Origin of the sequence: Photobacterium nomapromontoriensis, from assembly GCF_050336815.1 — a bacterium.
Lineage (GTDB): Bacteria > Pseudomonadota > Gammaproteobacteria > Enterobacterales > Vibrionaceae > Photobacterium > Photobacterium nomapromontoriensis.
The window spans coordinates 1-25,857 of record NZ_JAKJSL010000067.1 but is presented as its reverse complement, the minus strand read 5'-3'; the positions used below and the strand labels follow the sequence as shown (position 1 = coordinate 25,857).

The window sequence follows — 25,857 nt, the reverse complement described above, 5'->3', positions numbered from 1 at the left end:
AGTTACTGCACTGGCTCCCTGTTAACAATTCCACCCTCAAGCACAGCATAGGTCTGACTGAGTATGGGGCTTTGCGCTATTTTGCACGCTTACCCACCTAGACTGCCGAATCAGGTTCACTTTCGTTGTGTACTGTTAACTTCCTATCGCTTCCTTCAGACCCTGCCGTTGGCCAGCAACGCCCTTGCGATTCGGATTATCTTCCCCTCAGTCGGGGTGATTCAGGTTTCTTGCAACCTGACGGGTTTGCCAGCTTCGCTGGGCAAACAAAAAAGCCGCATCCCCTTACAGGTTGCGGCTTTTTACTATTCCAGCGACTAAACACTGATTCTAAGTACGTCGAATCGGTGTATTTCGCACTTATACGCTGAACGACGCACCACAACCACAAGTGGTGGTCGCATTCGGATTATTGACGAAGAAACGGGAACCTTCCAGCCCTTCGGTATAATCAACCGTGCCGCCAATCAGGTACTGCAGACTCATGGGATCAACCACCAGCGTCACACCACTGTTCTCAATTGTGGTGTCGCCATCATTCACTTTCTCGTCAAAGGTGAAACCGTACTGAAATCCGCTACAACCACCACCGGTGATATAAACGCGTAGTTTCAGCTCAGGGTTTTCTTCCTCGGCGATAAGCGCTTTCACTTTATTCGCAGCAACATCAGAAAAATTCAGCGGCAAATTGGCTTCGCTCATTAAAAAACCTCTCAAATACACTCGGTCATTGACGTGATTATCTAATACCTGACTATCTTGTTCAAGTATTGACCGTTGGAGACTGCTCTCGCTGGGCCATTTTTTCCTTTTCTATCGCCCGATGCAACAATTGAGAGTAAATAGGCTGACCTCCTAACACCTGTGCCAGCATCGTTGCGCCCAGAGTGGTAATGATCAACGGTAAGATCAAATCATAATTGTTGGTCATTTCTATCACCAGTAATACCCCGGTGATCGGCGCTCGAACCGTAGCCGCAAACAGTGCCCCCATCCCCGCAATCGCAAACATCCCCGGCTCAAGACCTAATTCAGGGAACATCTGCTGGGCTAGCATGCCAAAAAATGTACCAAACAGCGTGCCAAGAGCCAGCATCGGGGCAAAAATCCCCCCGGGAGCCCCAGAACCAAAACACAGAAGAGTCGTACCCAAACGGGCCAAGAACAACAGCAACAAGATACTGATCCCATAATCCCCATTGGTTGCGCTCGGGATAATCGTCAGGCCACCTCCGGTCAACTCGGGCAAATATAACAACAGCAAGCCAAAGCAGCCCCCTAGCACGCCCCCCGTCAACAGATAGCGGCGAGTGTTATTATGATGAAACCGGATAAACATATCTTGAGTGAGGGTCACCAGACGGTTAAAAATCACGCCGAATACACCAAAAAACATCCCTAACAGCAAAAATAGCCATAGCGAATGCAGCATTGGCGCATCATAGTGCGGCATGCTGATCACCGCATGCTGACCAGATAAACTGCGATAAACAATATTGGCCATAATGGCGGAGATCATGACGCACTTAATGGAAATCAGGCTATATCTAAACTGAGGCCGCATCTCTTCAACCACAAACATGATCCCGGCTAAAGGTGCATTAAAAGCTGCAGCTAAGCCACCAGCAGCACCTGATGCCAGCAAGGCATGGCGACCTTCCTTATCTTTGAGCCGAAATAAATCTGATATCATCCGCCCAATATTGCCGCCCATCTGAACCGATGGCCCTTCCCGACCCAGTACCATTCCCGAGCCTAATGTCCCCAGCCCCCCGATAAATTTCACTGGCAAAACCCGCCACCAGCGCACGGGGCGCATATCATCCATTGCCCCTTCAATTTCAGGGATCCCGGAACCGGCAGCTTCAGGGGCAAAACGGTGCACCAGGTAATAACCGATAAATGCCAATAATCCACTGATCAAAAAAGCCGATAACCATAATGGCAGCGCACTGGTAATTTCAGCACGCAACCAGGCCGTTCGCTGATCGGCAATCCAATGTACCGCGATCTCGAATAGGGTCGACAACAATCCGGCTCCCAAACCCACCAGCGCGGAAAGGAAAAGCACCGATACTGGTGTTTTATCACGGGAAAGAAAGCGCCGAACCAGCCCACTAGGCTGTAATCGTTCGGCCGCAGGAGTGCCTTGATTGCTGTCAGTCATTCAGATTGCCGTATGTCAATGAACACGGTTCGGAGCCGAACCATAAAGAAAAGAAGTGAGGTAACTCTGCCAAGAATAGCTGACAGCGCCCCTTTTTTACATATTCAATGTTGAAAACTAGATTTCCATCCCTGCGCATACTCCCTTCATTGCCATCATCCCCCTCAGAGTTGACTGTCAGCCAATTGAAAGCCCCCCATAGCCTAGGTACAATGCCGACAGTTCAACTTGGATATTTTTAACCACAGGACATCACAATGAGCAAGTCAGCTGATTTATTTGCCAAAGCACAACAAACGATCCCTGGTGGCGTGAACTCGCCAGTTCGTGCCTTCGCCGGCGTCGGCGGCAGCCCGCTATTTATCGAGCGCGCGGATGGTGCCTACATCTTTGATGCCGATGGCAAAGCCTATATTGACTATGTTGGCTCGTGGGGTCCGATGATCCTTGGCCACAATCACGTCGCGATTCGCGATGCCGTGATCCAAGCCGCTCAGCAAGGCCTCAGCTTCGGTGCGCCAACCGAAATGGAAATTACCATGGCTGAGCTAGTGACCAAGCTTGTTCCATCGATGGAAATGGTTCGTATGGTTAGCTCAGGCACAGAAGCGACAATGAGCGCCATCCGTCTGGCACGAGGCTTCACCAACCGCGATAAAATCATCAAATTTGAAGGCTGCTACCACGGCCATGCCGACTGCCTGCTAGTAAAAGCAGGCTCAGGAGCGCTAACCCTCGGTCAGCCAAGCTCTCCTGGCGTACCTGCCGATTTTGCCAAGCACACACTGACTTGCACATTCAATGATTTAGTTACCGTGCGTGAGGCCTTTGAAGCTCACCCTGATCAAATCGCCTGTATCATCGTTGAACCAGTCGCGGGTAACATGAACTGCATCCCACCAGTTCCTGGCTTCCTTGAAGGTCTTCGTGCTCTGTGTGACGAATTTGGCGCACTGTTGATCATTGATGAAGTCATGACGGGTTTCCGCGTTTCGCATGGCGGCGCACAAGGTTATTACAATATCAAACCCGATTTGACCACATTAGGGAAAATCATCGGTGGCGGTATGCCCGTTGGTGCTTTCGGTGGTCGTCGTGACGTAATGGCTTACATCGCCCCTACAGGCCCGGTTTATCAAGCGGGAACGCTTTCTGGTAACCCTGTTGCCATGGCGGCTGGTTATGCCTGCCTGAACGTACTGACGAAAGAAGGTCATGAACAACAACTGGCGACGACTACCCAGCGTCTGGCTGAGGGCTTTAAGTCACTGGCAGACAAGTACGGTGTTCCACTCGCGACAAATCAGGTTGGTGCCATGTTCGGTTTCTTCTTTACCGATCAGGAAACCGTGACCAGCTATAGCGATGTCACCAAATGTGATATCGAACGCTTTAAGCGTTTCTTCAACCTGATGCTAGAGAAAGGCGTTTACTTGGCGCCATCGGCCTATGAAGCTTGCTTTACCTCTCTGGCCCACGGCGACAAAGAAGTTGAAGCGACACTGGATGCGGCAGAATATGCTTTTGCCATCATAGCAAAAGAAGCAAACGCATAATCTAAGCCATTGCTCAAAGACCCAAATGCCGCTCCTTCGAGCGGCATTTTTTATTGCCAGAAAAAAAAAGTGGCAACCGCTAATACGATGATCACCCACCCTGCAAGCGGCAAACGCCACTTTTTCTTGCCCTCTTTTTCACAACCGCAACAACCCATCTGTGCCTCCGTCGAATTTCTCTACAACATAGTCCAGCTTATGATTGCCTATGAACCATAGCGGTGCAATCATAGGCTCACTATCACCACATACACAACGATAAACCCCATTTATGAAGGACAACACTGTGCCTAAACCATTCAAAATTGAATCGCGCCACTGGATGCTGATAGCCGCCTTGGCGCTGGCTACCTATGCTAGCTACCAGCTTATCGCACCCTATATAGGTCCAATAGTGATGGCTTTCATTATCTCTTTGCTCTATTACCCGCTGCACTGCCGTATTGAGCAGATCATGCCACGATCACCCAATACCTCAGCCATGCTGTCATGTACGCTACTGACATTCATCATCGTGATCCCGATGCTGATCGTTTTTACCTCCATTATCCACCAGGGCACCACCTTCTCGAAAGAAAGCTATAACTGGCTCACAACAGGCGGTGTCCATGATGTATTGACCCACCCTTACGTGGTCAAACTGTTTGCTTTGATTGAAAAATATTCCCCCTTCGAACCAATGAACACACAGGCCGTGATACAAAAAGTGGCCACTGCGGCGTCAAAATTCGGCGCTCAACTACTCAATATCAGTGCCAAACTGCTAGGTGATGCAACCAACTTTGTCGTCAACTTCATGCTAATGCTGTTTGTGCTGTTCTTTCTGCTACGCGATCACGACAAAGTCGTCTCAGCGATTCGCCACGTACTGCCACTCTCTCGCAGCCAAGAAGATGCAGTGCTGGATGAAGTAGAGCAAGTCGCTAAATCTGCAGTATTGGGATCATTCCTGACCGCGTTAGCCCAAGGATTTGCCGGTGGCTTTGCGATGTGGATGGCGGGCTTTCCCGGTTTATTTTGGGGATCGATGATGGCCTTTGCCTCATTAATCCCGATTGTCGGTACGGCGCTGATCTGGCTACCCGCGAGTCTCTACCTCCTGTTAACCGGACAATGGGAATGGGCTATTTTCCTCGCCGGGTGGGGCATGATTGTCGTTGGCTCTATTGATAACTTCCTCCGCCCGCTGTTAATGCAGGGCAGCTCAGGGATGAGTACCTTGCTGATCTTCTTCTCTATTATTGGCGGTCTCAATCTTTTTGGTTTGATCGGTTTGATTTACGGCCCCATCATTTTTGCCGTGACACTGGTACTGTTTAAGCTTTACGAAGTGGAGTTCCAAGACTTCCTCAAGCACCAAGATCAGCGCTGATCATCCCCCCGATAATGTGGCCGATAGCATCGCTCCCGGCCACTACTTTTCTTATTCGTCGTTTTGTGGAACAATTCGCGCCCCAACTACCCTATCACCCAATCTTGAGGCCATTATGTCTTACAGTGCAGCAAGCCAAGTGGCAGCCCGCCAACTGGAATTCTTCGAAAACCGCAACGTACTGGTAGCCGGTGAGCTGTTTGATACCTTTCCTATCGAACTATCGCATACCGCCGCATCAGTGACTCTGTTCACGACGAATTACGGCTACTACCGCACCATGGCTAAATACAAGCAGGTGACCACCGTCTTTGGTGCTGAATTCAATGTGGATGCCAATGTCGACATGATTTTGCTCTATTGGCCAAAAGCCAAAGCGGAAGCGGAATATCTGCTCGCGATGTTGCTGGCCAAATTTGGCCCAGGGACTGAAATTTGTGTGGTAGGCGAAAACCGCAGTGGGGTACGTAGCGCAGAAAAACTCTTTGCTCAACATGGCCCACTGACCAAATATGACTCCGCACGCCGCTGCAGTTTCTATTGGGGACGCTGTGAGCAAGCACCCGCCGCGTTTGATATTAATGCGTGGTTCCGCAGCTATCCAATCACTGTCGCCAATACCGAAATCACTATCCGCTCGTTACCGGGCGTATTTAGCCATGGCGAATTAGATAAAGGATCAGAACTGCTACTCAATACTCTGCCTACCTTGTCAGGCAAAGTGCTCGACTTCGGCTGTGGTGCGGGTGTAATTGGTGCAGTCATGAAAACCAACCATCCAAGTATTGAATTGGAATTGTGTGATATCAGCGCCTTAGCCATTGCGTCGGCAAAAGAAACGTTCCGAGTCAATCAGCTGGACGCAACCTTTACCGCAACTGATGTCTATGCCGCCTTACAAGGTCCATACGATTACCTGATCAGCAACCCGCCATTCCATGCCGGACTTAAAACTTTTTATGCGGCAACAGAAGATTTTATTGCCCAGGCACCGCAATACCTAACGCCAAACGGCCAGCTCATCATTGTAGCCAATAGCTTCCTCCGCTATCCGCCACTGCTTGAAGCAAGTATGGGCAATTGTGAGATCACCGCAAAGAGCAACAAATTCAACATTTACACCGCACAAAAATAACCCTCGCGGGCTAGGCCTCCCACCTAGCCCGCATATCTCCCACACCTGGAAATAACAATATAAAAAACGCATTTTGGGTAAATAAACGCCCGTCAATGACGTAAATTCCGTCAAATCTGTGTGACGACACACGCTTCCTTTACTGCATACTTGCCTAGACAAAAAAACAACGTATAACAGGAATCTTGGTGCTTTTTCCCTCAACGCTCACACGTTAATTACGTCAATTCCTTCGGCAAAAACACTAAAGAAAACGATCTATCCCGTAAATTAATCCTATTTCAATCCTTTTGTCTCACTGGTAATTTCAGGCACCGGAATGCAGAAAACAACCCGTTTCAAGCGACTCCAGCACACGTTAATGCTGGCTTTTTTAATGCTCAGTATTACCCCGCTGACACTCTCTGCCCTTTTTTTCCTCAATTCTCATTCAACCGATCTGGCAGAGCAAAGCACGAGTCACCTTGCCTCCTTACTCGATAACAAGCAAACCCAGCTCAACAGTTTTTTTTCCGCAAGAACATCAGAAGTGCAAAGCTTTGCCCGTTCTGAACTGGCCAATGCCAGCGGAGGGCGATTCTATGGCTTAGTCGGCGCCTATCACCAACTCGGTGATATCTCAGAGCAACTTCGCACTGCGGGGCGGGGCACCTATTTTCAAGACACGCTGACAACAAAATCCCAAATTGATCAGGTGCCGGGGAATTATGTCGGTCATGAGCGTTACCGCTTAATGTACAAACGCTATAATTGGGCCTATGACGAATACCTTAAACGATCTCACTTTGAGGACATTCTTCTGGTCGATATTCAAGGTAATGTCGTGTATTCGGCGAATAGCCCGGGCACCTTCAGCATTAACCTCCAGAAGTCCGCGCACGACCATCCTGCACTGAACCAAACCTTTACCGCCATCCAGCAAAAGACCAAACTCACGCAGGAAGAGCCTGATCAGGTGCCGGTCGTCTTTACTGATTTCAGCCCAGCGCCGGATCAGAACCACCTTTCCGCTTGGTTTGCCGCGCCCATCATCCAGCAAGGCTACCTGCATAGCTATGTCTTCTTTAAGCTCGGCAATCAATCTATTGCTAGCTTACTGAATGACCCCGGCAATGGCGGTCACTCGGTACAAACCTTACTCATCGATCAGGAACACTACTCTCTCCTTCCGATGGCATCCGGTGTTTCGACGACCTATTCCAGTAATAGCATTAACCAAGCACTGGCTGGCGACAGCGGGGTGGGTAGTTTCACCAACTTTAAGGGAGTCCCCGTGCTCAGCGCCTTTTCCCCGATGAGTATCCTGACAAATAGCCCATGGGCACTGGTGGTTGAATTACCAGAAGAGGAAGCCTTTGCTCGGATCCGCCAATTAGAGGTCATCTTTCTTGTCGCCATGATCACCGCTATTGTGCTGGTGATCATTGCCTCACACTGGCTTTCAAATTCCATCACCGCCCCATTGTTACGCCTAACATGGGCAGCAGAACGCGCCTCCGCAGGTGATCTCGAACAGGAAATTGAGAGCACTGAGCGCAGTGATGAAATTGGCCGGCTGGCGATCAGCTTTGCCCGAATGCAATCGTCAATTCGAGAAAAAATCAGCCTGATCAGAGATCAAAATGCTGAACTGGAACAAAATCTACAGGTGATCCAGCAAAAGAATAAGGAACTGCAGACCGCCGACAAACTCAAAGATGAATTTCTAGCCACCACCTCCCATGAACTGCGAACGCCACTTCATGGCATGGTCGGCATTGCCGAATCTTTGCTGGCAGGCGCAAATGGCCCCGTTCAGCAGTCGCAACGCCGCCAGCTCGAAATTATGATCAGTAGTGGTCAACGCCTGACGAACTTGGTTGATGACCTACTCGACTACCACAAAATGCGCTACGGGGATATGGACATCCAGAAACAAGCCATTGATGTATCATTGGCCGTCCGGTTGGTACTGGAGCTATCGAGTCATCTACTGGGTAGCAAGCCCGTCCGGATCATCAACCAAATCCCCGATGACTTACCACTGGTACTGGGGGATGAACAACGCCTTGAGCAGGTACTCTACAACTTGGTTGGCAACGCCATCAAATACACCTCGGAAGGCAAAATCATTCTCTCTGCAACTATCTTAGAAAACCAAATCCGTATTCAAGTCGTTGATACTGGCCAAGGGATCCCCGCAGAACAACTGGAGCATATTTTCGAGCCCTTGATTCAGGCTAACACCAATTCAGCCAACTACCGTCAAGGTTCCGGCCTTGGCCTGTCAATTAGCCGCCAACTGATTGAAATAATGGGAGGAAGATTATACGTCAGTAGCCAACCGATGATCGGTACTACCTTTAGTTTCACCCTCAATCAGGCCTCTGAAGATGATATAGCCAGTAGCCAGCAGTCTCGCCACGGCCTGCATTTCCAAGCCCCTATATCAGAAACGACTGTCTGTGAGCTGGAAGGACTCCCAGAAAACCCTGATGGTGAATTGCTACTGGTCGTCGATGACGAACCGGTAAATCTTCAGGTTCTGAATAATTTTCTGCGGCTTGAAGGTTACCGAGTCATTACCGCAGAAAATGGCCATCAGGCCATCAGCTTGGTTGAATCCCATCAACCCGCCTTGATGCTCCTCGATATTATGATGCCAGAAATGTCCGGCTATGAAGTGTGTGAGCTGTTGCGCCAGCGCTACAGCTTACTTGATCTCCCTATCATCATGCTTTCAGCTCTTGGACAGGTTCAAGACAGGATCCGCGGCTTTGAATCTGGGGCCAATGACTACCTGACCAAACCCTTTAACAAAGAGGAACTCACCGCACGGATCGGCGCCCACCTCAAAGCAGGTCAAACCGAGCGACAACGCCATGAAAACCAGCGGCTATCTGAAGAAATACACCGTCGTGAACAAGTTGAAGCAGGCTTGCTCGAAACCCAGAGCAGACTGCTTGGCCTACTAGAGTCAACCAATGAGGCGATTATCTGTATTCAAAATGGTGGCCGGATCCGCTATGCCAATGGTGCCGCCGGTAAGCTATTTAACCGCGCTCCAGAACAAATTGAACGCCTTCACATTGAAGATATTCTGGCAACTCACCTGCCTAAAGACATCAGCAGCAGTCATCATTTTCACGGTAGCCTGATGTTCCATGTTGGTGACACACTGACCTCACTGAATACCGATGTCATCAACCTACCAGAAGAATCAGGCCTACAGCGGATGTTTATTTTTGATAATCATGGTCCAACCGAGCAACACCGGATCAATATATTAGAAAATGCCATCGAGGTACTCTCTGGTTTTGCATTTAACCACAATAAAGACAACCTCGATAAGCTTCGTCATTTGGGCGAAGAATTCAGCCATCTGGCTGACAAACTGGATAATAGCGGAAAAAACAAAGGTGATACGCTGCGTGAATTGCTGGTCGATATCATGAAGAATACACTCAAACTATGGGAAAGCAGTACCAAGAAAACCAAATTTGAACTGGCTGAAGAAAGTGGCTTATGGCGGGTTTACCTTGACCGCAGTACATTGCAAACCCGAACATTGGATAAATACCTACACCTTGAAACGCTACCCAAAACACCACGCTGGCGTACCGTGATTAGTACTATCGATTTCGTACTCGAGCGTAGTCACAGTGCAACTAAGGAACACAGTCAGCTGCAAGGAATGAAAGAGCAACTCCAGCAATTGCTTAATCAATAATCCCTTTTTCCCTCACTCAAGCCTGCCTTCTGGCAGGCTTTTTTTCGGCTCAAAATATCAATAAAAAAGACTGCGAATTACGTGATCCCCCAAGCTGGAGCTGCTCAAAAACCCATCGAATTCAGCTAAAAATACGATGCAACCACGATATTGACAAGAATCTTTTAGTTTATGAGAGGCCAATCACAACAAATCCCAAGTGCGAATTTTACGCACAGAAATAACCAGCCGATTTACACTCATTACATTTAAAAACAAGCAAATAAAACCATAACTATATGTATTTAAATAAAAATCATCGAAAAACAAGTCATGTAACAAGCCCAAAAACAAGATAGTAATCGTGATATTAAGCACAAGCACATTATGACCCAGCGCCAGATCACAGTCGGTATTTAACGTTTTTTACGGGAACCCGTAAGAATTTGACGTTTTTAACGGGCAGCCAGATTGACCGATTTGTTAATCCAGAGTTTCCTAGAGGCACTAAGAGCCTACAAGGCCATTCGATTGGGACACGTTACTCAGCCCAGACGAAGTAGGTTCGACAGCTCCCCGTGGAAGCGGGGCTTTTTCAATAAGTGAAACAAAAAGCAAAGAGTAAGGAACAGCTATGCTTGCCAATATAAAGAAAACCCAGATAGCAATGGCAGTTGTTGCCGCTGCAGCCTCCGCATTAACAGCTCCGGTTGTTTCTGCAGCAGAACGCAGTGAACTAACGATCGTGCCGCAGTTCTACCCTACAATGGTACGTAACTTTAACCCTTTCCTGGATACTAGCCTGCATACAACAACTGAGTTCATCTATGAGCCACTTGTTATTTTTAACCAAATGCATGGTAACGAGCCAGTTATGCGTCTGGCAAAAGACTACTACATGTCTGATGACCTGATGCAAGTAACCTTTGAACTGCGTGACGGCCTAAAATGGTCAGATGGTAAAGCACTGACAGCTGCAGATATTGTTTACACTGTCGAATTACTTCAAAAACAGCCTGAGCTAGACCGTACTGGTATGAACTCATGGGTGAAAGGCGCTAAGGCTCAAGGCAATAAGGTTATCTTCGACCTGACTGAAGCAACGTCTAACGCCCCATTTGAAATTGCAAAAGTATCTTTTGTTCCTAAGCACATCTGGAGCAAAGTGAAGAAGCCTGAGTCATTCGCTAACGAAAACCCAGTAGGTTCTGGTGCTTTCACTGCGATTGATACCTTTACCCCACAGCTTTACATCCAGTGTCAAAACCCGAATTACTGGGATAAAGACAACCTAGATGTTGACTGTCTACGTATGCCACAGATTGCAGGTAACGACCAGCTACTGGCTAAAGTTATCAACTCTGAGCTTGACTGGACTTCATCATTCATTCCAGACATCGACAGTACTTACGCTGCCGCAAACCCTAACCACAAGTACTGGTACCCAGCAGCAGGCACTCAGTCATTCCTGCTTAACTACAAGTCGCCAAACAAGGGCAACAACGAAGCCATCAACAACATTGACTTCCGTCGTGCTTTCTCAATGGCTGTTGACCGTCAGACAATCATCGACATCGCATTCTATGGTAACGGTTCACCAAACCACTATGCTTCAGGTCTAGGTGATGCACATAAGAGCTGGTCTGATCCTGCGGTTTACAACAAGTACAAAGATTTCAATACGTTCAACGTTAAGAACGCTAAAGCATTGCTGAAAAAAGCAGGCTTCAAAGACATTAACGGTGACGGTTTTGTTGAAACCCCAACTGGCAAAGAAATCGCATTTGAAATCATCTCACCAAACGGCTGGACTGATTTTAACAACACGGTACAGCTAGGTGTTGAGCAACTTCAAGATGTCGGTATCAATGCGAAAGCACGTACACCTGACTTCGCGGTATACAACACGGCAATGCAAGATGCGACGTATGACGTAGCTTACACTAACTACTTCCTAGGTGCGGATCCACACACTTACTGGAACGACGGTTACAACTCAGCACTGCAAGAAGGTGAAGGTAAGCCTCGCTTCGCGATGCACCATTTCAAAGATGCGAAACTGGACAAACTGCTAAACAGTTTCTATAAAACTGCTGATCGTAAAGAGCAGCTAGAAATTGCCCACAGCATCCAGAAAATCATTGCTGAAAACCAAATCACCATCCCTGTCATGACAGGTGCGTTTAACTTCCAGTACAACACTACTCGATTCGACGGCTGGTGGAATGAGAACAATCCTAAAGGCCGCCCAATGATTTGGGCTGGTGTTCAGGAGCGTCTACTTCAGGTACTAGACCTAAAACCAAAAGCGTAATATCTACTTAAATTGCGGTGCGCGCCTTGCGCACCGCCTCTCCCCCTTCTTCTACTGTCAAGTATGGCGCCAGTCGTCAGGGGAATTTTTGTCCTGAATCCAGCCTCGGGAGTGTGGTTGGTTTGGAAAGGTGTGAGTTATGGGATTTTTTCTACGACGTTTATCTTTTTATTTCGTAGCGTTCCTCGTGGCCGTTACGATTAACTTTATAATACCAAGGATCATGCCGGGCGACCCCGTCACCATGATGTTTGCTAACGCAACTGTACAGGTTACACCTGAGCGTATCGCCGCAATGACCAAGCTATTAGGCTTTGTTGATGGCCCGCTCTACGAACAATATTTTACCTACCTAAAAAGCATCTTGAGCTGGAATCTGGGTATCTCTATCCAGACCTATCCACAAACCGTAAACGCGATGCTGGGTAATGCGGTTGGCTGGTCACTATTTCTAGCCGGCACTGCGGTTGTCTTGTCTTTCTGTCTCGGTTCGATACTGGGTATCTTTGCTGCATGGAAACGTGGCAGTAAGTATGATGCTTTCATCTCACCTGCAATGCTGGTTGTTCAGGCGGTACCCGCCGTCGTAACGGCAATGATTGCGCTGTATACCTTTGCCATCGGTTTGAAGTGGTTCCCGACTGGTTATGCCTATACCCCAGGCATAGTTGCAGACTGGACCAGCTGGGAATTCTATAAAGATGTCGCTTATCACGCAATTCTACCGTTGATTTGTGCCACCATCATTCAGATTGGCGGGTTCTTGATCAACATGCGTAACAACATGATCAACCTGCTGAATGAAGACTATATCACCATGGCCAAAGGTAAAGGCCTAAGTGAAAACCGCGTGGTCTTTAACTATGCCGCCCGTAACGCCTTACTACCAAGTGTGACAGCGCTGTCAATGGCATTGGGTATGGCTATCGGTGGTCAGCTGATTATCGAAATTATCTTCAACTACCCAGGTCTTGGTACCGTACTGCTTAACGCAATTAACGGCCGTGACTATCAGGTTCTTCAAGGCCAGCTACTTATCATGACCTTGTTCATGCTGTTCTTTAACTTCATGGCCGACTTACTGATTGTCGCTCTTGACCCTCGCCTACGTAAGGGAAGCAAATAATCATGAAAGCCTTAATTAAACTACTGTCTAACAATGGCAAGGCGATGTTTGGCCTTATCATTATCACAATTTTTATTTTAGGGGCGGTATTTGCACCGCTCATTACTGAACACCCACATGATCGCAAGAGTGGAAACCCACACGAATACCCATCATTCGTTGTTAAAGCCGCTCAGAGTAATCCTGATGGCTGGGTTGCAGAGAACCTAGCAGACAACCGTCGTACGCTGTTAATGTCGAAAGATGCCGAGCACGTTCTAGGAACGTCTCGTATGGGCCGTGATATCTGGTCTCAAGTAGTCTACGGTACACGTACTTCTCTGGCTGTTGGTTTTGGTGCAGGTTTAGTGGTGTGTTTCCTTGCCACAATCATTGGTGTCTCTGCCGGTTATTATGGCGGCCGTATTGATGATATCTTGTCTGCTGCGATGAATATCATGCTGGTTATTCCGCAGATGCCATTACTCTTTGTTCTGGCAGCATTTCTCGGCGAAACCGGGCCGCTCACCATCGCCATAGTGATCGGTATCACCTCCTGGGCATGGGGTGCCCGCGTGGTGCGAGCCCAAACCCTATCTCTGCGAGAAAAAGAGTTCGTCAAAGCCGCTGAAGTTCTCGGTGAATCATCTTGGCGGATTATTTTAGTCGAAATCCTACCGAACTTGATCTCTATTGTTGGTGCCAGCTTCATCGGTTCCGTGATGCTCGCCATCATGACCGAAGCCACACTGTCATTCATTGGCTTGGGTGACCCAAGCTCAATGAGCTGGGGTGTGATGCTCAACAACGTCCGCACATCCTCCTCCATGCTGGTCGGCGCATGGTGGGAACTACTCGCACCGTGTTTCGCTCTGATTTTCATCGCTATCGGCCTCGCCATGCTTAACTTTGCTGTCGATGAAATTGCCAACCCACAGCTACGCTCGCACAAAGGCATGCGTCGCTGGCAGAACATGGCTAACCAAAAGAACAAAGAAAAAGCTGCAGCAGCGGTTGATGCTCAGCCAGCCCTTGAAGGGGGAGAGAAATAATGACTAACCCACAAATATCCATTCGCAATCTGTGCGTTGACTACATTACCGAATCTGGTGATGTGCGTGCGGTAAACAACGTAAGCTTCGATATTGGCAAGGGTGAAATTTTTGGCCTTGCCGGTGAATCCGGGTGCGGAAAATCCACCGTTGCTTTCTCGCTGATGCGTCTGCATAAGCCGCCTGCATTTATCACTGAAGGTGAAGTGATTTTTGATGGTCATGGTGACATCCTAAAACTCAATGAAAACGAGATGACTGCGTTTCGCTGGAGCCAGATGTCCATGGTATTCCAGAGTGCGATGAACGCCCTGAATCCTGTTTTGACCATGGAAGAGCAGTTCTGTGACGTGATCATGCGCCATACGACACTTAATCGTCAGCAGGCCATCCGCCGCGCTGAAGGGTTGTTGGAAATCGTTGATATTCACCCTAACCGGCTGCGTGATTATCCGCACCAGTTCTCGGGTGGCATGCGCCAGCGTCTAGTCATTGCCATTGCACTGGCTCTCAATCCCAAAATGATCATCATGGATGAGCCAACAACAGCACTGGATGTGGTGGTTCAGCGCGAGATCCTCCAGAAGATCTATGCGCTGAAAGAAGAGTTCGGCTTCTCCATCTTATTTATTACTCATGACCTGTCGTTGATGGTCGAATTCTCTGACCGCATCGGGATCATGTACTCCGGCGAGTTGGTTGAAGTTGCTCCGTCAAAACAGATCTTAGAAACGCCATATCATCCGTATACCGAAGGACTAGGAAGTTCATTCCCACCGCTAACAGGTCCTAAAACACGTCTGACCGGTATTCCAGGTAATCCACTTAACTTGTTGGAAATACCTACTGGCTGCCGCTTCCAAGCTCGCTGTCACAAGGCTCACGATGCCTGTTTCAGCCAAGCTACCCAACTTTGTCAGTTGGAACCCGGCCGTTTAAGCAACTGCCACCTATTCACTAAGCGCAGTTAAGAGAAAAGGAATCAGGAGGCACTATGAGCAAGCCAACCGGACAACCAATTATTGAAGGGAAAAACCTGGTAAAGGATTTCCAAGTCAGCAGTAACTCGCTAAAAAAACCATTCATGCGGGCGATTAACGACGTCTCGTTCAAAATGTACAAAAGCCGCGGTTTAGCCGTTGTTGGTGAATCTGGATCAGGTAAATCCACCACGGCCAAGATGATCGCCAAGATGTATGCCCCAACTCATGGACACATTGAGTACTTTGGCCGAGACATTGCCGAGATCACGAAAAAAGACGACTTGATGCTATACCGTCAGGGCGTTCAAATGGTATGGCAGGACCCATTCGGCTCCCTGAACCCTACTCATACTATTTTCCATCACATTGCACGCCCATTGCTGATCCATAACAAAGTCAGCAAAGGTAACAAGAAAGAACTGGAAGAGAAAGTCTACAGCCTACTTGAGCAAGTGGGGCTGATCCCGCCCAAAGCGACAGCGGAGAAATACCCGCACCAGCTATCAGGAGGCCAGCGCCAGCGCGTTAACTTGGCACGTAATATTGCCGTCGGTGCCGAAGTGGTACTTGCCGACGAACCAACCTCCATGCTTGATGTTTCTATCCGCGCCGGGGTGTTGAACCTGATGGAAGAAATGAAGTTCGAGCGTGAAATGGCGCTGCTTTACATTACTCACGATATCGCAACAGCACGTTACATCGCTGAAGATCTCGCGGTGATGTATGTCGGCCACATGGTTGAATGGGGCGATACCGAAGAAATCATCCATGACCCACAACACCCTTACACCCAGCTATTGGTGTCAGCGGTACCGGATCCGAAAAAATCGATTCATGAAAAGCTTAAAGGTAATAAGGGCGAAATCCCACTCTGGACACCAGAGAGCCTAGGCTGCCCATTTGCAGGCCGCTGTACCCACGCCACTGACAAGTGTCGTGAACAGCTACCAGGGGTTACCCAGCTATCTGACAACCACTTTGTCCGCTGTTACCTATTCGACAAATAATTGGAGCAACAATGCAGCTGTTAACGAACCATTTGGGCTACGAACGTTTTAGTGCCAAGCAGGCTATCTTGCAAGCTAACTCGCACCTGCAAGCGCTATCTGCTGACATCATTCGCATTCAAGATGGCACGTCCATTATGCAGCTGCCAATGACGGCCTGTGGTCAGGTAGACCAATGGCACACAGGCCAGACATACTCACTTGATTTCACCACGCTGGAAACTTGTGGTGAATATCAAATCCAAGTCGGTAATACCCTCTCAGCCCCCTTTGTGGTGGCTGAGGGGCTATTAATGCATCGCACCTTTAGCGATGTTTTACACTATTTTAAATCCCAGCGCAGCGGCGGTAAATTTGACCACGCTGATCGCCAAGCACCTATTTTAGGCTCAGATAAAACCATTGATGCGCATGGCGGCTGGTATGATGCCTCTGGCGATGTCAGCAAGTATTTAAGCCACCTTTCCTATGGCAATTATTTTAACCCTCAACAGACTCCAATGATTGTCTGGAATATGCTGACTGCATTTGAACAGCTTATTGATGATAAGGGGGTGGCTAACTTTACCCGTATTCGATTACTCGAAGAAGCATTGCACGGCGCTGACTTCCTGCTGCGTATGCAAAGCCCACAAGGCTTCTTCTATATGACGGTATTCGACAAGTGGAGCAAGGCCACCGAACAACGTGAAATTTGTACTTATGCCACCCAAGCGGGTGTTAAATCTGAAGATTACCAAGCCGGATTTCGTCAGGGTGCAGGGGTCACCATTGCCGCGTTAGCCTTTGCCTCTCGCCTATTGGCTACACCAACAGTGGCAGCATTAGGGTTTGACGCTAGCGATAGCATGCATTATCTCGATTGTGCAGAGCGCGGCTACTGGCACTTAATCGAGATGAATACCCAATACCTTAATGATGGCACAGAAAACATCATTGATAACTACTGCGCACTACTGGCCGCAGTCGATCTATTCCGTGCCACCTCAAACGAGCGTTACCTCAATGAAGCACGCCGTTGGGCTTCACAACTCGCCGAACGTCAAATGAGTGACGATCAACAAACGCATTTTTGGTCGGCCAATGCCGATGGTAGCCGCCCCTATTTTCATGCGGCTGAAGCGGGACTTCCCGCAATAAGTTTACTGCACTACCTCACTATTGAACCCGAGCACGATCGCCAACAGCATGTCGGTACAATCATTACCAATGCGCTGCAATTTGAACTCACGATCACTCAAGAGGTCAATAATCCATTTGGCTATCCGCGTCAGTATGTCAAAGCTGTCGACGGTGATAAACATAGCGCTTTTTTTGTACCTCATAACAATGAGACAGGCTACTGGTGGCAAGGCGAAAATGCTCGCCTCGCATCATTAGCGTGTATGGCGTATATGGCTTGTCAGCACTCACTTGCCAGTCACTTGAAAAGTGACCTCAAGACTTATGCCCAGCATCTGACAGACTGGCTGCTTGGCCTCAATCCTTTTGACATTTCCATGCTCGATGGCCACGGCCGTAATAATCCTGATTACCTGCCGGAACTCGGATTCTTTAATGCCCGAGGCGGGGTCTGCAATGGGATCACTAGCGGTTTTGACAACGAGCACGATATTGCTTTCAACCCTCAGCCGTATGACCAGGATATCCTGCAAAACTGGCGCTGGGGTGAGCAATGGATCCCTCATGCAGGGTGGTATCTACTTGCTATCACTCTACAGTATAAGGAACGCAATCATGACTAATCCTATCCTCTTCTATGTGGGAGTCGATGGCGGTGGAACATCTTGCCGTGCCCGAATCACTGACCTAAATGGCAACCTACTCGGCGAGGCCAAAACGGGCAGCGCCAATATTCTTCTCGGCGGCCAAGTCGCAATGAATTCCATTCAGGATGCCATTGCTACCGCAGCAAATGTTGCCGGATTAAATGAGTACCACTTTTCACAAATGGCCGTTGGCCTTGCCTTAGCTGGCGCAGAATTGAAAGAGGCGTGGTATGACTTCATGGCACTGCCGCATCCTTACGCTACGATCACACTCAATACCGATGCCTACGGGGCGTGTTTAGGCGCTTGGGGTGGGAAAGACGGTGCTATTTTGATCGCAGGAACCGGATCATGCGGCATCCTACTATTAGATGGCCAGCAGCATATTGTCGGTGGCCGTGAATTCCCAATATCAGATCAAGGCGGCGGCGCCGTCATGGGACTGCGTCTGATCCAACAAGTACTCTTGGCAGCCGATGGCATTCGCCCGTTGACGCCGCTGGCAAGCCATGTACTGCAACATTTTGACCATGATATTGATGCAATTGTTAGCTGGTCGAAGCGCGCCCGTCCTTGTGAATATGGCCAATTCTCACCAGCTATTTTTGAGCATGCCTATCAAGGTGACGCTCTGGGTATCGACATGCTCAATCAAACCGCAACGGATATTGAGATGTTGATGAAAGCGCTTATCAATCGCGGAGCACAAAATATTTGTCTAATGGGCAGTATTGCTGAGCGGATCACTGCTTGGCTCATTCCCCCAATGCAACAACGTATTGCCACCCCACAAGGTGACGCTATGGACGGTGCTCTGGCAATGGCCAGGGGAAACCACGATCTATATCTATTGTGAGTATATCTATGAGTTACCGCCTTGATTTAACAGTGATTGAACAACAAGATCAACAATCACGTTTTGCTTTAACCTTACATAACCTCACCGACCAAGCTCTGGAAGGCTGGAACCTTCATTTTGCTATTGGCCGCTGGATAAAAGCTGACTCACTGACTAATGGCACAATTAGCCAGATAGGCAGCTATTGCATTCTTACACCACCGGCTAAAGCAACATTGGCACCAAACAGCCATTTTTATACAGAATTCACAGTCGGCACGGCACCCTTTACGCTATTTGATGATGGGATCCCAGAGGCTTTTCTCAATACTGCTCGCCAAGGGGGGGATATCACGCCACTGCCAGTTGAAGTGACAACGATCAATCTTCAGGCTCCTGGTTCAGAGCGGTTTAAGACCCCACTGCCCGCCGCTAAATCGATTAATGTGATCCCGGCACCACGTTCACTGCAGCAGCTCGATGGACATTTCCGACTCACCCAGCACACCGCTATTTCAGCACAGCCTGAACAAGCATTAGGAAGCAGCCGTTGGCTACAGCAGGAGTTATCAGCATTATTGCATGATGACATCTCAGTATGCAGCAACGGCAATATCAGTTACCAATATCGTGAGCAGCTTGAAGACGGAGCCTACACCCTGTTGATTGAACAGGATAACATCTGGTTACAAGCAGGATCTGAATCCGGTTTTAGCCATGCCACAGCAACCTTGTTGCAACTGATCCCGGAACAACCAAGCCATCAGGTACAAGCGGCTTATTGTATTCCCATGGTTGAGGTGCAAGATGCCCCTCACTATGACTATCGCGGTATGATGCTTGACTGTGGTCGCCACTTTCATCCGGTCAAGCGGATCAAGTCACTGCTCGATCAAATGGCACGTTATAAATTCAATACATTCCACTGGCACCTCACCGACGATGAAGGATGGCGTATCGAGATTGATACCTACCCAGAGTTAACCCGTATTGGAGCTTGGCGTGGTCCGAATGAAGCGATTTTGCCTCAATTTACCACTATCAGTCAGCGCTACGGCGGCTTCTACACTAAACAGAATATCCGTGATGTGATTGCTTATGCCTGCGATCGAGGGATCACCATCATCCCTGAAATTGATATTCCCGGACACTGCCGCGCAGCCATCCGTTCGCTGCCTGATTTACTGGTTGACCCTGACGATCATTCACAATATCGCAGTATTCAGGGCTATCCAGATAATATTCTGTCACCCGCACTAAAAGGCACATACAGTTTTCTTACCAATGTGTTAGATGAAGTATGTGAGCTGTTCCCTGGCCCTTATGTTCATATCGGTGCGGATGAAGTTCCAGCTGGCGTCTGGACGGATAGTCAAGCCTGCCAAGCCCTGATGGACAAGCATAACTACCAAGATCCTAAAGAGTTGCAAGGTCACATCTTGCGCTTTGCTGAGCAACATCTTGCGCGTAAAGGCAAGGGCATGATGGGTTGGGAAGAGGCGACTGACGGTGAAAAAGTCAGTAAAGATACGGTGATTTTTTCATGGCGTAATGAAGACGCTGGATTGGCATGCGCCAGAGCCGGATTCAATGTGGTAATGCAACCCGCTCAGTTTACTTATCTGGATCTGGCCCAAGGCTATTCTGCCGAGGAAGCCGGTGTTGATTGGGCAGGTAAGCTAACGTTGGATCATGTTTATAGCTATCGCCCGTTCGCCGACTTACCTGCCAACGATCCCGCACACCAACGCGTGAAAGGGATCCAGTGCGCCTTATGGAGTGAATTAGTCAACAACCAGAGTCGATTTGATTACATGATTTTCCCCCGCTTACTGGCCGTGTCTGAACTCGGCTGGACAGCACCAGAAGCACGTAGCTGGCCTGATTTTAAAGCCCGCTTGAATGGCCAGCTGTCATACCTCGACAAGGTAGGCATTAATTACCGTCGCTGCGAGTAAAACGCAAGACAACGATTACAGTTAAAGGATTTAAATACAATGAAATACGGTTACTTTGATAACGACAATCGCGAATATGTCATTACTCGCCCTGACGTGCCAGCACCATGGACGAACTATCTAGGTACAGAAAAATTCTGTACTGTTATCTCACACAATGCTGGCGGTTACTCTTTCTACAACTCGCCAGAATACAACCGTGTGACAAAATTCCGTCCGAACGCGACATTTGATCGCCCAGGACACTACGTTTACCTACGTGATGACGAGACGGGTGATTACTGGTCAATCTCATGGCAGCCAGTAGCGAAAAGCTTAGACGAAGCGAGCTATGAAGTTCGTCACGGTCTGTCTTACTCAAAATTCAAGTGTGACTACAACGGCATTGAAGCAACGAAAACGCTGTTCGTACCAAAAGGTGAAGATGCAGAAGTTTGGGATGTTGTGATCAAAAACACGTCTGACAAACCACGTACTATCAGTGCTTTCTCATTTGTGGAGTTCTCTTTCAGCCATATTCAATCTGATAACCAAAACCATCAGATGTCTTTGTACTCTGCGGGGACTTCATACAAAGATGGCGTCATCGAATACGATCTTTACTACAACACGAACGATTTCGAAGGTTTCTACTACCTAGCATCAACGTTTGATCCAGATTCATACGACGGTCAGCGTGATAGCTTCTTAGGTCTATACCGTGATGAAGCAAACCCACTTGCCGTTGAACAAGGTCAGTGTTTTAACACCGCACAAACTTGTTACAACCACTGTGGTTCGCTACATAAGCAATTTGTTATTCAACCAGGTCAAGAAGTACGTTTTGCTTACATCCTCGGTATCGGCAAAGGCAACGGCGATCGTCTACGTGCGAAATACCAAAACCTTGCTGAAGTTGATAATGCTTTTGCTGGCATTAAAGCTCACTGGGATGAGCGTTGTGCGAAGTTCCAAGTTAAATCACCTAACGAAGGCTTAGACACCATGATCAACGCTTGGACTTTATACCAAGCAGAAACGTGTGTGGTTTGGTCTCGCTTTGCTTCATTTATCGAAGTCGGTGGTCGTACTGGTTTGGGTTACCGTGATACCGCGCAGGATGCCATCTCTGTACCTCACGCTAACCCAGCGATGACACGTAAGCGTTTAGTTGACCTGCTACGTGGTCAAGTGAAAGCGGGTTATGGTCTGCACCTATTTGATCCTGACTGGTTTGATCCAGAAAAAGCCGACGTTAAGCCATCAAAATCACCAACCGTGGTACCAACCCCATCGGATGAAGATAAGATCCACGGCATCGAAGACACCTGTTCTGACGATCACTTATGGTTAGTTCCTACCATCTGTAAATACGTAATGGAAACAGGCGAGCACAGCTTCTTCAACGAAATGATCCCTTATGCGGATGGTGGTGTTGCGACGGTTTATGATCACATGAAAGCCGCGCTAGATTTCTCTGCAAAATATGTCGGTCAAACCGGTATCTGTAAAGGTCTACGCGCTGACTGGAACGACTGCCTAAACCTAGGTGGTGGCGAGTCTTCAATGGTGTCATTCCTACACTTCTGGGCACTGCAAGAATTCATTGATCTGGCTAAATTCCTCGGCCGCGATGAAGACGTTGAAAAATATACCATCATGGCAGCAAACGTTCGCGAAGCGTGTGAAACTCACCTGTGGGATGACGAAGGCGGTTGGTACATTCGTGGTCTAACCAAAAATGGCGACAAGATCGGTACTGCACAGCAAAAAGAAGGCCGTGTACACCTTGAGTCAAACACCCTAGCTGTTCTATCTGGAGCGGTCTCTCAGGATCGCGGTGAAAAAGCGATGGATGCGGTTGATGAGAACCTATTCTCTGAGTACGGTCTACATCTAAACTCACCATCATTCGCCACACCAAATGATGATATCGGTTTTGTTACGCGCGTTTATCAAGGCGTAAAAGAGAACGGCGCGATCTTCTCTCATCCAAACCCATGGGCTTGGGTTGCCGAAGCGAAACTTGGTCGTGGTGATCGTGCAATGAAGTTTTATGATGCACTCAACCCATACAACCAAAACGACATGATTGAAAAACGTGTGGCGGAACCATACTCATACGTACAGTTCATCATGGGTCGAGATCACCAAGATCATGGCCGTGCAAACCACCCATGGTTAACCGGTACCTCTGGTTGGGCTTACTTTGCCGTGACTAACTTTATTCTTGGTGTACGTACTGGTTTTGATGGCCTAACCATCGATCCATGTATTCCTACAAACTGGCCTGGTTTTGAGGTAACTCGCCAATGGCTAGGTGCGACATACAACATCAATGTGGTTAACCCTGATTCAGTCAGCAAAGGCGTGAAGTCTATTACGCTCAATGGCGAGCTAATCAAAGGCACTGCAGTACCAGTTCAAGCAGAAGGCACAGTGAACGAAGTCATCGTTACGCTAGGCTAACCATTTTCGGGGCGCCATTTGCGCCCCACTTTTAACTACGAGAGAGAAATAGGAGTTCCATCATGATTCAGTTTGGAACCGGTGGCTGGCGTGCCTTTATTGGTGAAGAATTTACCAAAGACAACGTTCGCCTTGTGGCACAAGCGCTATCCAACATCATTAACGATGAAAATGTTGCAGATCGCGGCTTCATCATCGGTTATGACCGTCGTTTTCTTTCTGATAAAGCGGCATATTGGTTTTCTGAAGTATTAGCGGCTAACGATATTAAAGCCAGCCTCATCGACAAATTTGTTCCAACACCTATCGTGATGTTTGAAGCAAAAGAACGTAACTGTGCTTACTCAGCGTGTATTACCGCTTCGCACAACCCTGCTGACTATAACGGCATTAAGATTTTCATCGAAGGTGGTCGTGATGCCGATGAAATCATTACCCAAAAAGTGGAGCAGCAAATTTCTAAGCTTACCCCTGAACAGGTAAAAAGTGTCGACTTTGAACAGGCGATTAATGACAAGCAAATTGAAATCATTAATCCAATGAATGCATTTGTTGATTCAATCATCAACTTCATCGACATTGAAGCAATCAAAAAAGCCAATTTACGCGTACTGATTGACCCAATGTTTGGCGTGGCAAAAAATGCGCTGCAAACGGTTTTGATCAATGGCCGCTGTGAAGTGGACGTGATCAACGACGGTAAAAATCCAGACTTTGGTGGCCTCATGCCATCACCAAGCGCAGCGACGCTTTACCGGTTGATGCACATCGTTGCTCACGAAGGTTACGATATTGGTATCGGTACCGATGGTGACGCTGACCGTCTTGGGATCATCGATGAAAAAGGTCACTTTATTCATCCGAACGAAGTGCTTATTCTACTTTACTACTACTTACTTGAATACAAAGGCTGGAAAGGCTCTGTTGTTCGCAACATTGCGACTACGCATATTCTTGACAAGATAGCCGCCGATCACGGAGAGAAGAGCTTTGAGGTACCGGTAGGCTTTAAGCACATCAGCTCACAAATGGAAGCGGATGACTCTCTCATTGGAGGGGAAAGTTCAGGTGGCCTAACGATTCGTGGCCACATCAAAGGGAAAGATGGCGTCTTCGCCTCCAGCCTATTGGTTGAGATGATCTCAGTGACGGGTAAGAAGCTTTCTGAGCTGCTTGATGAAATCTACGGTAAATATGGCTATGCCTACACCGCCGAAGGTGACTGTAAGTTCAAACCGGCACAGAAAGACGCGCTTTACAGCAAGATCTATGTCGATAAACAGCTGCCTGAATTTGATTTTGATATTGAAAAAGTTAGCTATGAAGATGGCGCGAAAGTGTACTTTAAGAATGGCGGCTGGGTGATCGCTCGCTTCTCTGGTACCGAACCACTATTGCGTATCTTTGCCGAAATGGCCGACAAAGAAACGGCAGAGTGTGTCGTCGCGCAAGTGAAGCAATTCTTAAACGTTTAAATTATTCGTTTAACTACCCACTTACCCCTGTCGCACCACTGCCGCGACAGGGACTAAGGCAACATGTGAGTCTAAAAAGGTAACAAGCGGCATAGCTGTTACATTACGCAAGCCAATCAACAGGCTTTAGCGGCAAGGGTAGCCTGGCTACCCTTTTTTCTTGCTGTCAAAAAGCCCCGCAGAACTGTCTGACTGAACTATCACCTCACCATTTCCAAATAGCCAACGTGGCTATGGGCATTTTTAACGAGCAATAGACGTAAAAAAGCCCAAGTCATCAGACTCGGGCTTAGTATAGTGGCGGAGCGGACGGGACTCGAACCCGCGACCCCCGGCGTGACAGGCCGGTATTCTAACCAACTGAACTACCGCTCCGCAGCGTCTATTCAGCATTTAAGCAATTTAGCACTTAGCAATGTCCTACTCTCACATGGGGAGGCCCCACACTACCATCGGCGCTACAACGTTTCACTTCTGAGTTCGGCATGGGATCAGGTGGTACCGCTGCGCTATGGTCGCTAAGTAAATTCTTTTACTGTTTATGTGAGTCACATAAACCAAAATTTGGAGCCTGGCGATGTCCTACTCTCACATGGGGAGACCCCACACTACCATCGGCGCTATTACGTTTCACTGCTGAGTTCGGCATGGGATCAGGTGGGTCCATAACGCTATGGTCGCCAAGCAAATTCGTTTATTCACCGCCATCAGGCAGTAAATAGCAATCTGGGAAAGTTAACTAGTTTACAAATGTAGTTCAACACTGCATTCAAGTGCTTACAGAGTCCGATTCTCTTTCGAGATAAAACCCCTTGGGTGTTGTATGGTTAAGCCTCACGGGCAATTAGTACAGGTTAGCTCAATGCCTCGCAGCACTTACACACCCTGCCTATCAACGTCGTAGTCTTCAACAACCCTTTAGAGACCTTTAAGGTCTAGGGATGACTCATCTTGAGGCTCGCTTCCCGCTTAGATGCTTTCAGCGGTTAT

Annotated in this window: 16 protein-coding genes, 1 tRNA gene and 3 rRNA genes; 14 read left to right on the top strand and 6 right to left on the bottom strand. The window is 48.3% G+C overall.

The genetic code is table 11. The annotated features are described in order from the left end of the window. Window positions 1–360 precede the first annotated feature (360 nt). Together erpA and clcA are read right to left on the bottom strand one after the other, a co-directional pair. Window positions 361–702 (bottom strand): iron-sulfur cluster insertion protein ErpA, encoded by a 342-nt coding sequence (erpA, locus tag L4D12_RS24110; protein WP_428450373.1) that lies wholly within the window; start codon window positions 700–702, stop codon window positions 361–363. 61 nt (window positions 703–763) lie between these two features. Next, window positions 764–2,167, bottom strand: a complete 1,404-nt coding sequence (gene clcA, locus L4D12_RS24105) for a H(+)/Cl(-) exchange transporter ClcA (protein WP_428450372.1) — start codon at window positions 2,165–2,167, stop codon at window positions 764–766. A gap of 257 nt (window positions 2,168–2,424) precedes the next feature. On the opposite strand from clcA, the gene hemL reads away from it, so the two are divergent. From hemL to L4D12_RS24035, 14 genes are all read left to right on the top strand, one after another. Beyond that, on the top strand, window positions 2,425–3,723 hold the full coding sequence (gene hemL, locus L4D12_RS24100) for a glutamate-1-semialdehyde 2,1-aminomutase (RefSeq protein ID WP_428450371.1): 1,299 nt from the start codon (window positions 2,425–2,427) through the stop codon (window positions 3,721–3,723). A gap of 286 nt (window positions 3,724–4,009) precedes the next feature. Further along, window positions 4,010–5,095 (top strand): AI-2E family transporter, encoded by a 1,086-nt coding sequence (locus tag L4D12_RS24095; RefSeq protein WP_428450370.1) that lies wholly within the window; start codon window positions 4,010–4,012, stop codon window positions 5,093–5,095. 115 nt (window positions 5,096–5,210) lie between these two features. Next, window positions 5,211–6,230, top strand: coding sequence for a 16S rRNA (guanine(1207)-N(2))-methyltransferase RsmC (rsmC, locus tag L4D12_RS24090; RefSeq protein ID WP_428450369.1), 1,020 nt, complete (start codon window positions 5,211–5,213; stop codon window positions 6,228–6,230). 319 nt (window positions 6,231–6,549) lie between these two features. Beyond that, window positions 6,550–9,939, top strand: a complete 3,390-nt coding sequence (locus L4D12_RS24085) for a hybrid sensor histidine kinase/response regulator (RefSeq protein ID WP_428450368.1) — start codon at window positions 6,550–6,552, stop codon at window positions 9,937–9,939. 613 nt (window positions 9,940–10,552) lie between these two features. After that, window positions 10,553–12,232, top strand: a complete 1,680-nt coding sequence (locus L4D12_RS24080) for an ABC transporter substrate-binding protein (RefSeq protein ID WP_428450367.1) — start codon at window positions 10,553–10,555, stop codon at window positions 12,230–12,232. A 139-nt stretch (window positions 12,233–12,371) separates the two neighbouring features. Continuing rightward, window positions 12,372–13,358: an ABC transporter permease gene (locus tag L4D12_RS24075; RefSeq protein WP_428450366.1), complete on the top strand. Its 987-nt coding sequence runs from the start codon at window positions 12,372–12,374 to the stop codon at window positions 13,356–13,358. Between the two features lie 2 nt (window positions 13,359–13,360). Continuing rightward, complete coding sequence (locus L4D12_RS24070; RefSeq protein WP_428450365.1) at window positions 13,361–14,389, top strand: ABC transporter permease; 1,029 nt, start codon at window positions 13,361–13,363, stop codon at window positions 14,387–14,389. Then, the gene (locus L4D12_RS24065) at window positions 14,389–15,360 is read left to right on the top strand and encodes an ABC transporter ATP-binding protein (protein ID WP_428450364.1); all 972 of its coding nucleotides are present in this window, start codon (window positions 14,389–14,391) and stop codon (window positions 15,358–15,360) included. Before L4D12_RS24070 ends, L4D12_RS24065 begins: the two co-directional genes overlap by 1 nt. 23 nt (window positions 15,361–15,383) lie before the next feature. Then, complete coding sequence (locus L4D12_RS24060; protein WP_428450363.1) at window positions 15,384–16,379, top strand: ABC transporter ATP-binding protein; 996 nt, start codon at window positions 15,384–15,386, stop codon at window positions 16,377–16,379. A gap of 11 nt (window positions 16,380–16,390) precedes the next feature. Next, complete coding sequence (locus L4D12_RS24055) at window positions 16,391–18,124, top strand: glycoside hydrolase family 9 protein (RefSeq protein ID WP_428450362.1); 1,734 nt, start codon at window positions 16,391–16,393, stop codon at window positions 18,122–18,124. Then, on the top strand, window positions 18,117–19,004 hold the full coding sequence (locus L4D12_RS24050; RefSeq protein WP_428450361.1) for a glucosamine kinase nucleotide-binding domain-containing protein: 888 nt from the start codon (window positions 18,117–18,119) through the stop codon (window positions 19,002–19,004). The genes L4D12_RS24055 and L4D12_RS24050 overlap by 8 nt, the downstream gene beginning before the upstream one ends. Before the next feature lie 8 nt (window positions 19,005–19,012). Next, complete coding sequence (locus tag L4D12_RS24045) at window positions 19,013–20,944, top strand: beta-N-acetylhexosaminidase (protein ID WP_428450360.1); 1,932 nt, start codon at window positions 19,013–19,015, stop codon at window positions 20,942–20,944. Between the two features lie 39 nt (window positions 20,945–20,983). Further along, window positions 20,984–23,392 carry a glycoside hydrolase family 94 protein gene (locus L4D12_RS24040; RefSeq protein ID WP_428450359.1) on the top strand — a complete coding sequence of 803 codons (2,409 nt, stop codon included), beginning with the start codon at window positions 20,984–20,986 and terminating at the stop codon, window positions 23,390–23,392. Window positions 23,393–23,454: 62 nt separating this feature from the next. Continuing rightward, a complete protein-coding gene (locus L4D12_RS24035; protein ID WP_428450358.1) occupies window positions 23,455–24,867 on the top strand; it encodes a phosphoglucomutase/phosphomannomutase family protein in 1,413 nt (470 codons plus the stop codon). Between the two features lie 298 nt (window positions 24,868–25,165). Here the strand turns inward: L4D12_RS24035 and L4D12_RS24030 are convergent. The 4 genes from L4D12_RS24030 to L4D12_RS24015 form a co-directional block, all read right to left on the bottom strand. Further along, window positions 25,166–25,242, bottom strand: a tRNA-Asp gene (locus L4D12_RS24030). Window positions 25,243–25,274: 32 nt separating this feature from the next. After that, window positions 25,275–25,390, bottom strand: a 5S ribosomal RNA gene (gene rrf, locus L4D12_RS24025). A 46-nt stretch (window positions 25,391–25,436) separates the two neighbouring features. Beyond that, window positions 25,437–25,552: ribosomal RNA gene (gene rrf, locus L4D12_RS24020) — 5S ribosomal RNA — on the bottom strand. Window positions 25,553–25,690: 138 nt separating this feature from the next. Then, window positions 25,691–25,857: ribosomal RNA gene (locus L4D12_RS24015) — 23S ribosomal RNA — on the bottom strand; the annotation flags it as partial.

Coding starts and splice junctions, on each gene's coding strand:
- L4D12_RS24065 (WP_428450364.1), top strand. CDS start 14,389: ATGACTAACCCACAAATATCCATTCGCAATCTGTGCGTTGACTACATT.
- L4D12_RS24085 (WP_428450368.1), top strand. CDS start 6,550: ATGCAGAAAACAACCCGTTTCAAGCGACTCCAGCACACGTTAATGCTG.
- L4D12_RS24035 (WP_428450358.1), top strand. CDS start 23,455: ATGATTCAGTTTGGAACCGGTGGCTGGCGTGCCTTTATTGGTGAAGAA.
- L4D12_RS24050 (WP_428450361.1), top strand. CDS start 18,117: ATGACTAATCCTATCCTCTTCTATGTGGGAGTCGATGGCGGTGGAACA.
- L4D12_RS24045 (WP_428450360.1), top strand. CDS start 19,013: ATGAGTTACCGCCTTGATTTAACAGTGATTGAACAACAAGATCAACAA.
- L4D12_RS24070 (WP_428450365.1), top strand. CDS start 13,361: ATGAAAGCCTTAATTAAACTACTGTCTAACAATGGCAAGGCGATGTTT.
- clcA (WP_428450372.1), bottom strand. CDS start 2,167: ATGACTGACAGCAATCAAGGCACTCCTGCGGCCGAACGATTACAGCCT.
- L4D12_RS24075 (WP_428450366.1), top strand. CDS start 12,372: ATGGGATTTTTTCTACGACGTTTATCTTTTTATTTCGTAGCGTTCCTC.
- L4D12_RS24060 (WP_428450363.1), top strand. CDS start 15,384: ATGAGCAAGCCAACCGGACAACCAATTATTGAAGGGAAAAACCTGGTA.
- erpA (WP_428450373.1), bottom strand. CDS start 702: ATGAGCGAAGCCAATTTGCCGCTGAATTTTTCTGATGTTGCTGCGAAT.
- L4D12_RS24055 (WP_428450362.1), top strand. CDS start 16,391: ATGCAGCTGTTAACGAACCATTTGGGCTACGAACGTTTTAGTGCCAAG.
- hemL (WP_428450371.1), top strand. CDS start 2,425: ATGAGCAAGTCAGCTGATTTATTTGCCAAAGCACAACAAACGATCCCT.
- rsmC (WP_428450369.1), top strand. CDS start 5,211: ATGTCTTACAGTGCAGCAAGCCAAGTGGCAGCCCGCCAACTGGAATTC.
- L4D12_RS24080 (WP_428450367.1), top strand. CDS start 10,553: ATGCTTGCCAATATAAAGAAAACCCAGATAGCAATGGCAGTTGTTGCC.
- L4D12_RS24040 (WP_428450359.1), top strand. CDS start 20,984: ATGAAATACGGTTACTTTGATAACGACAATCGCGAATATGTCATTACT.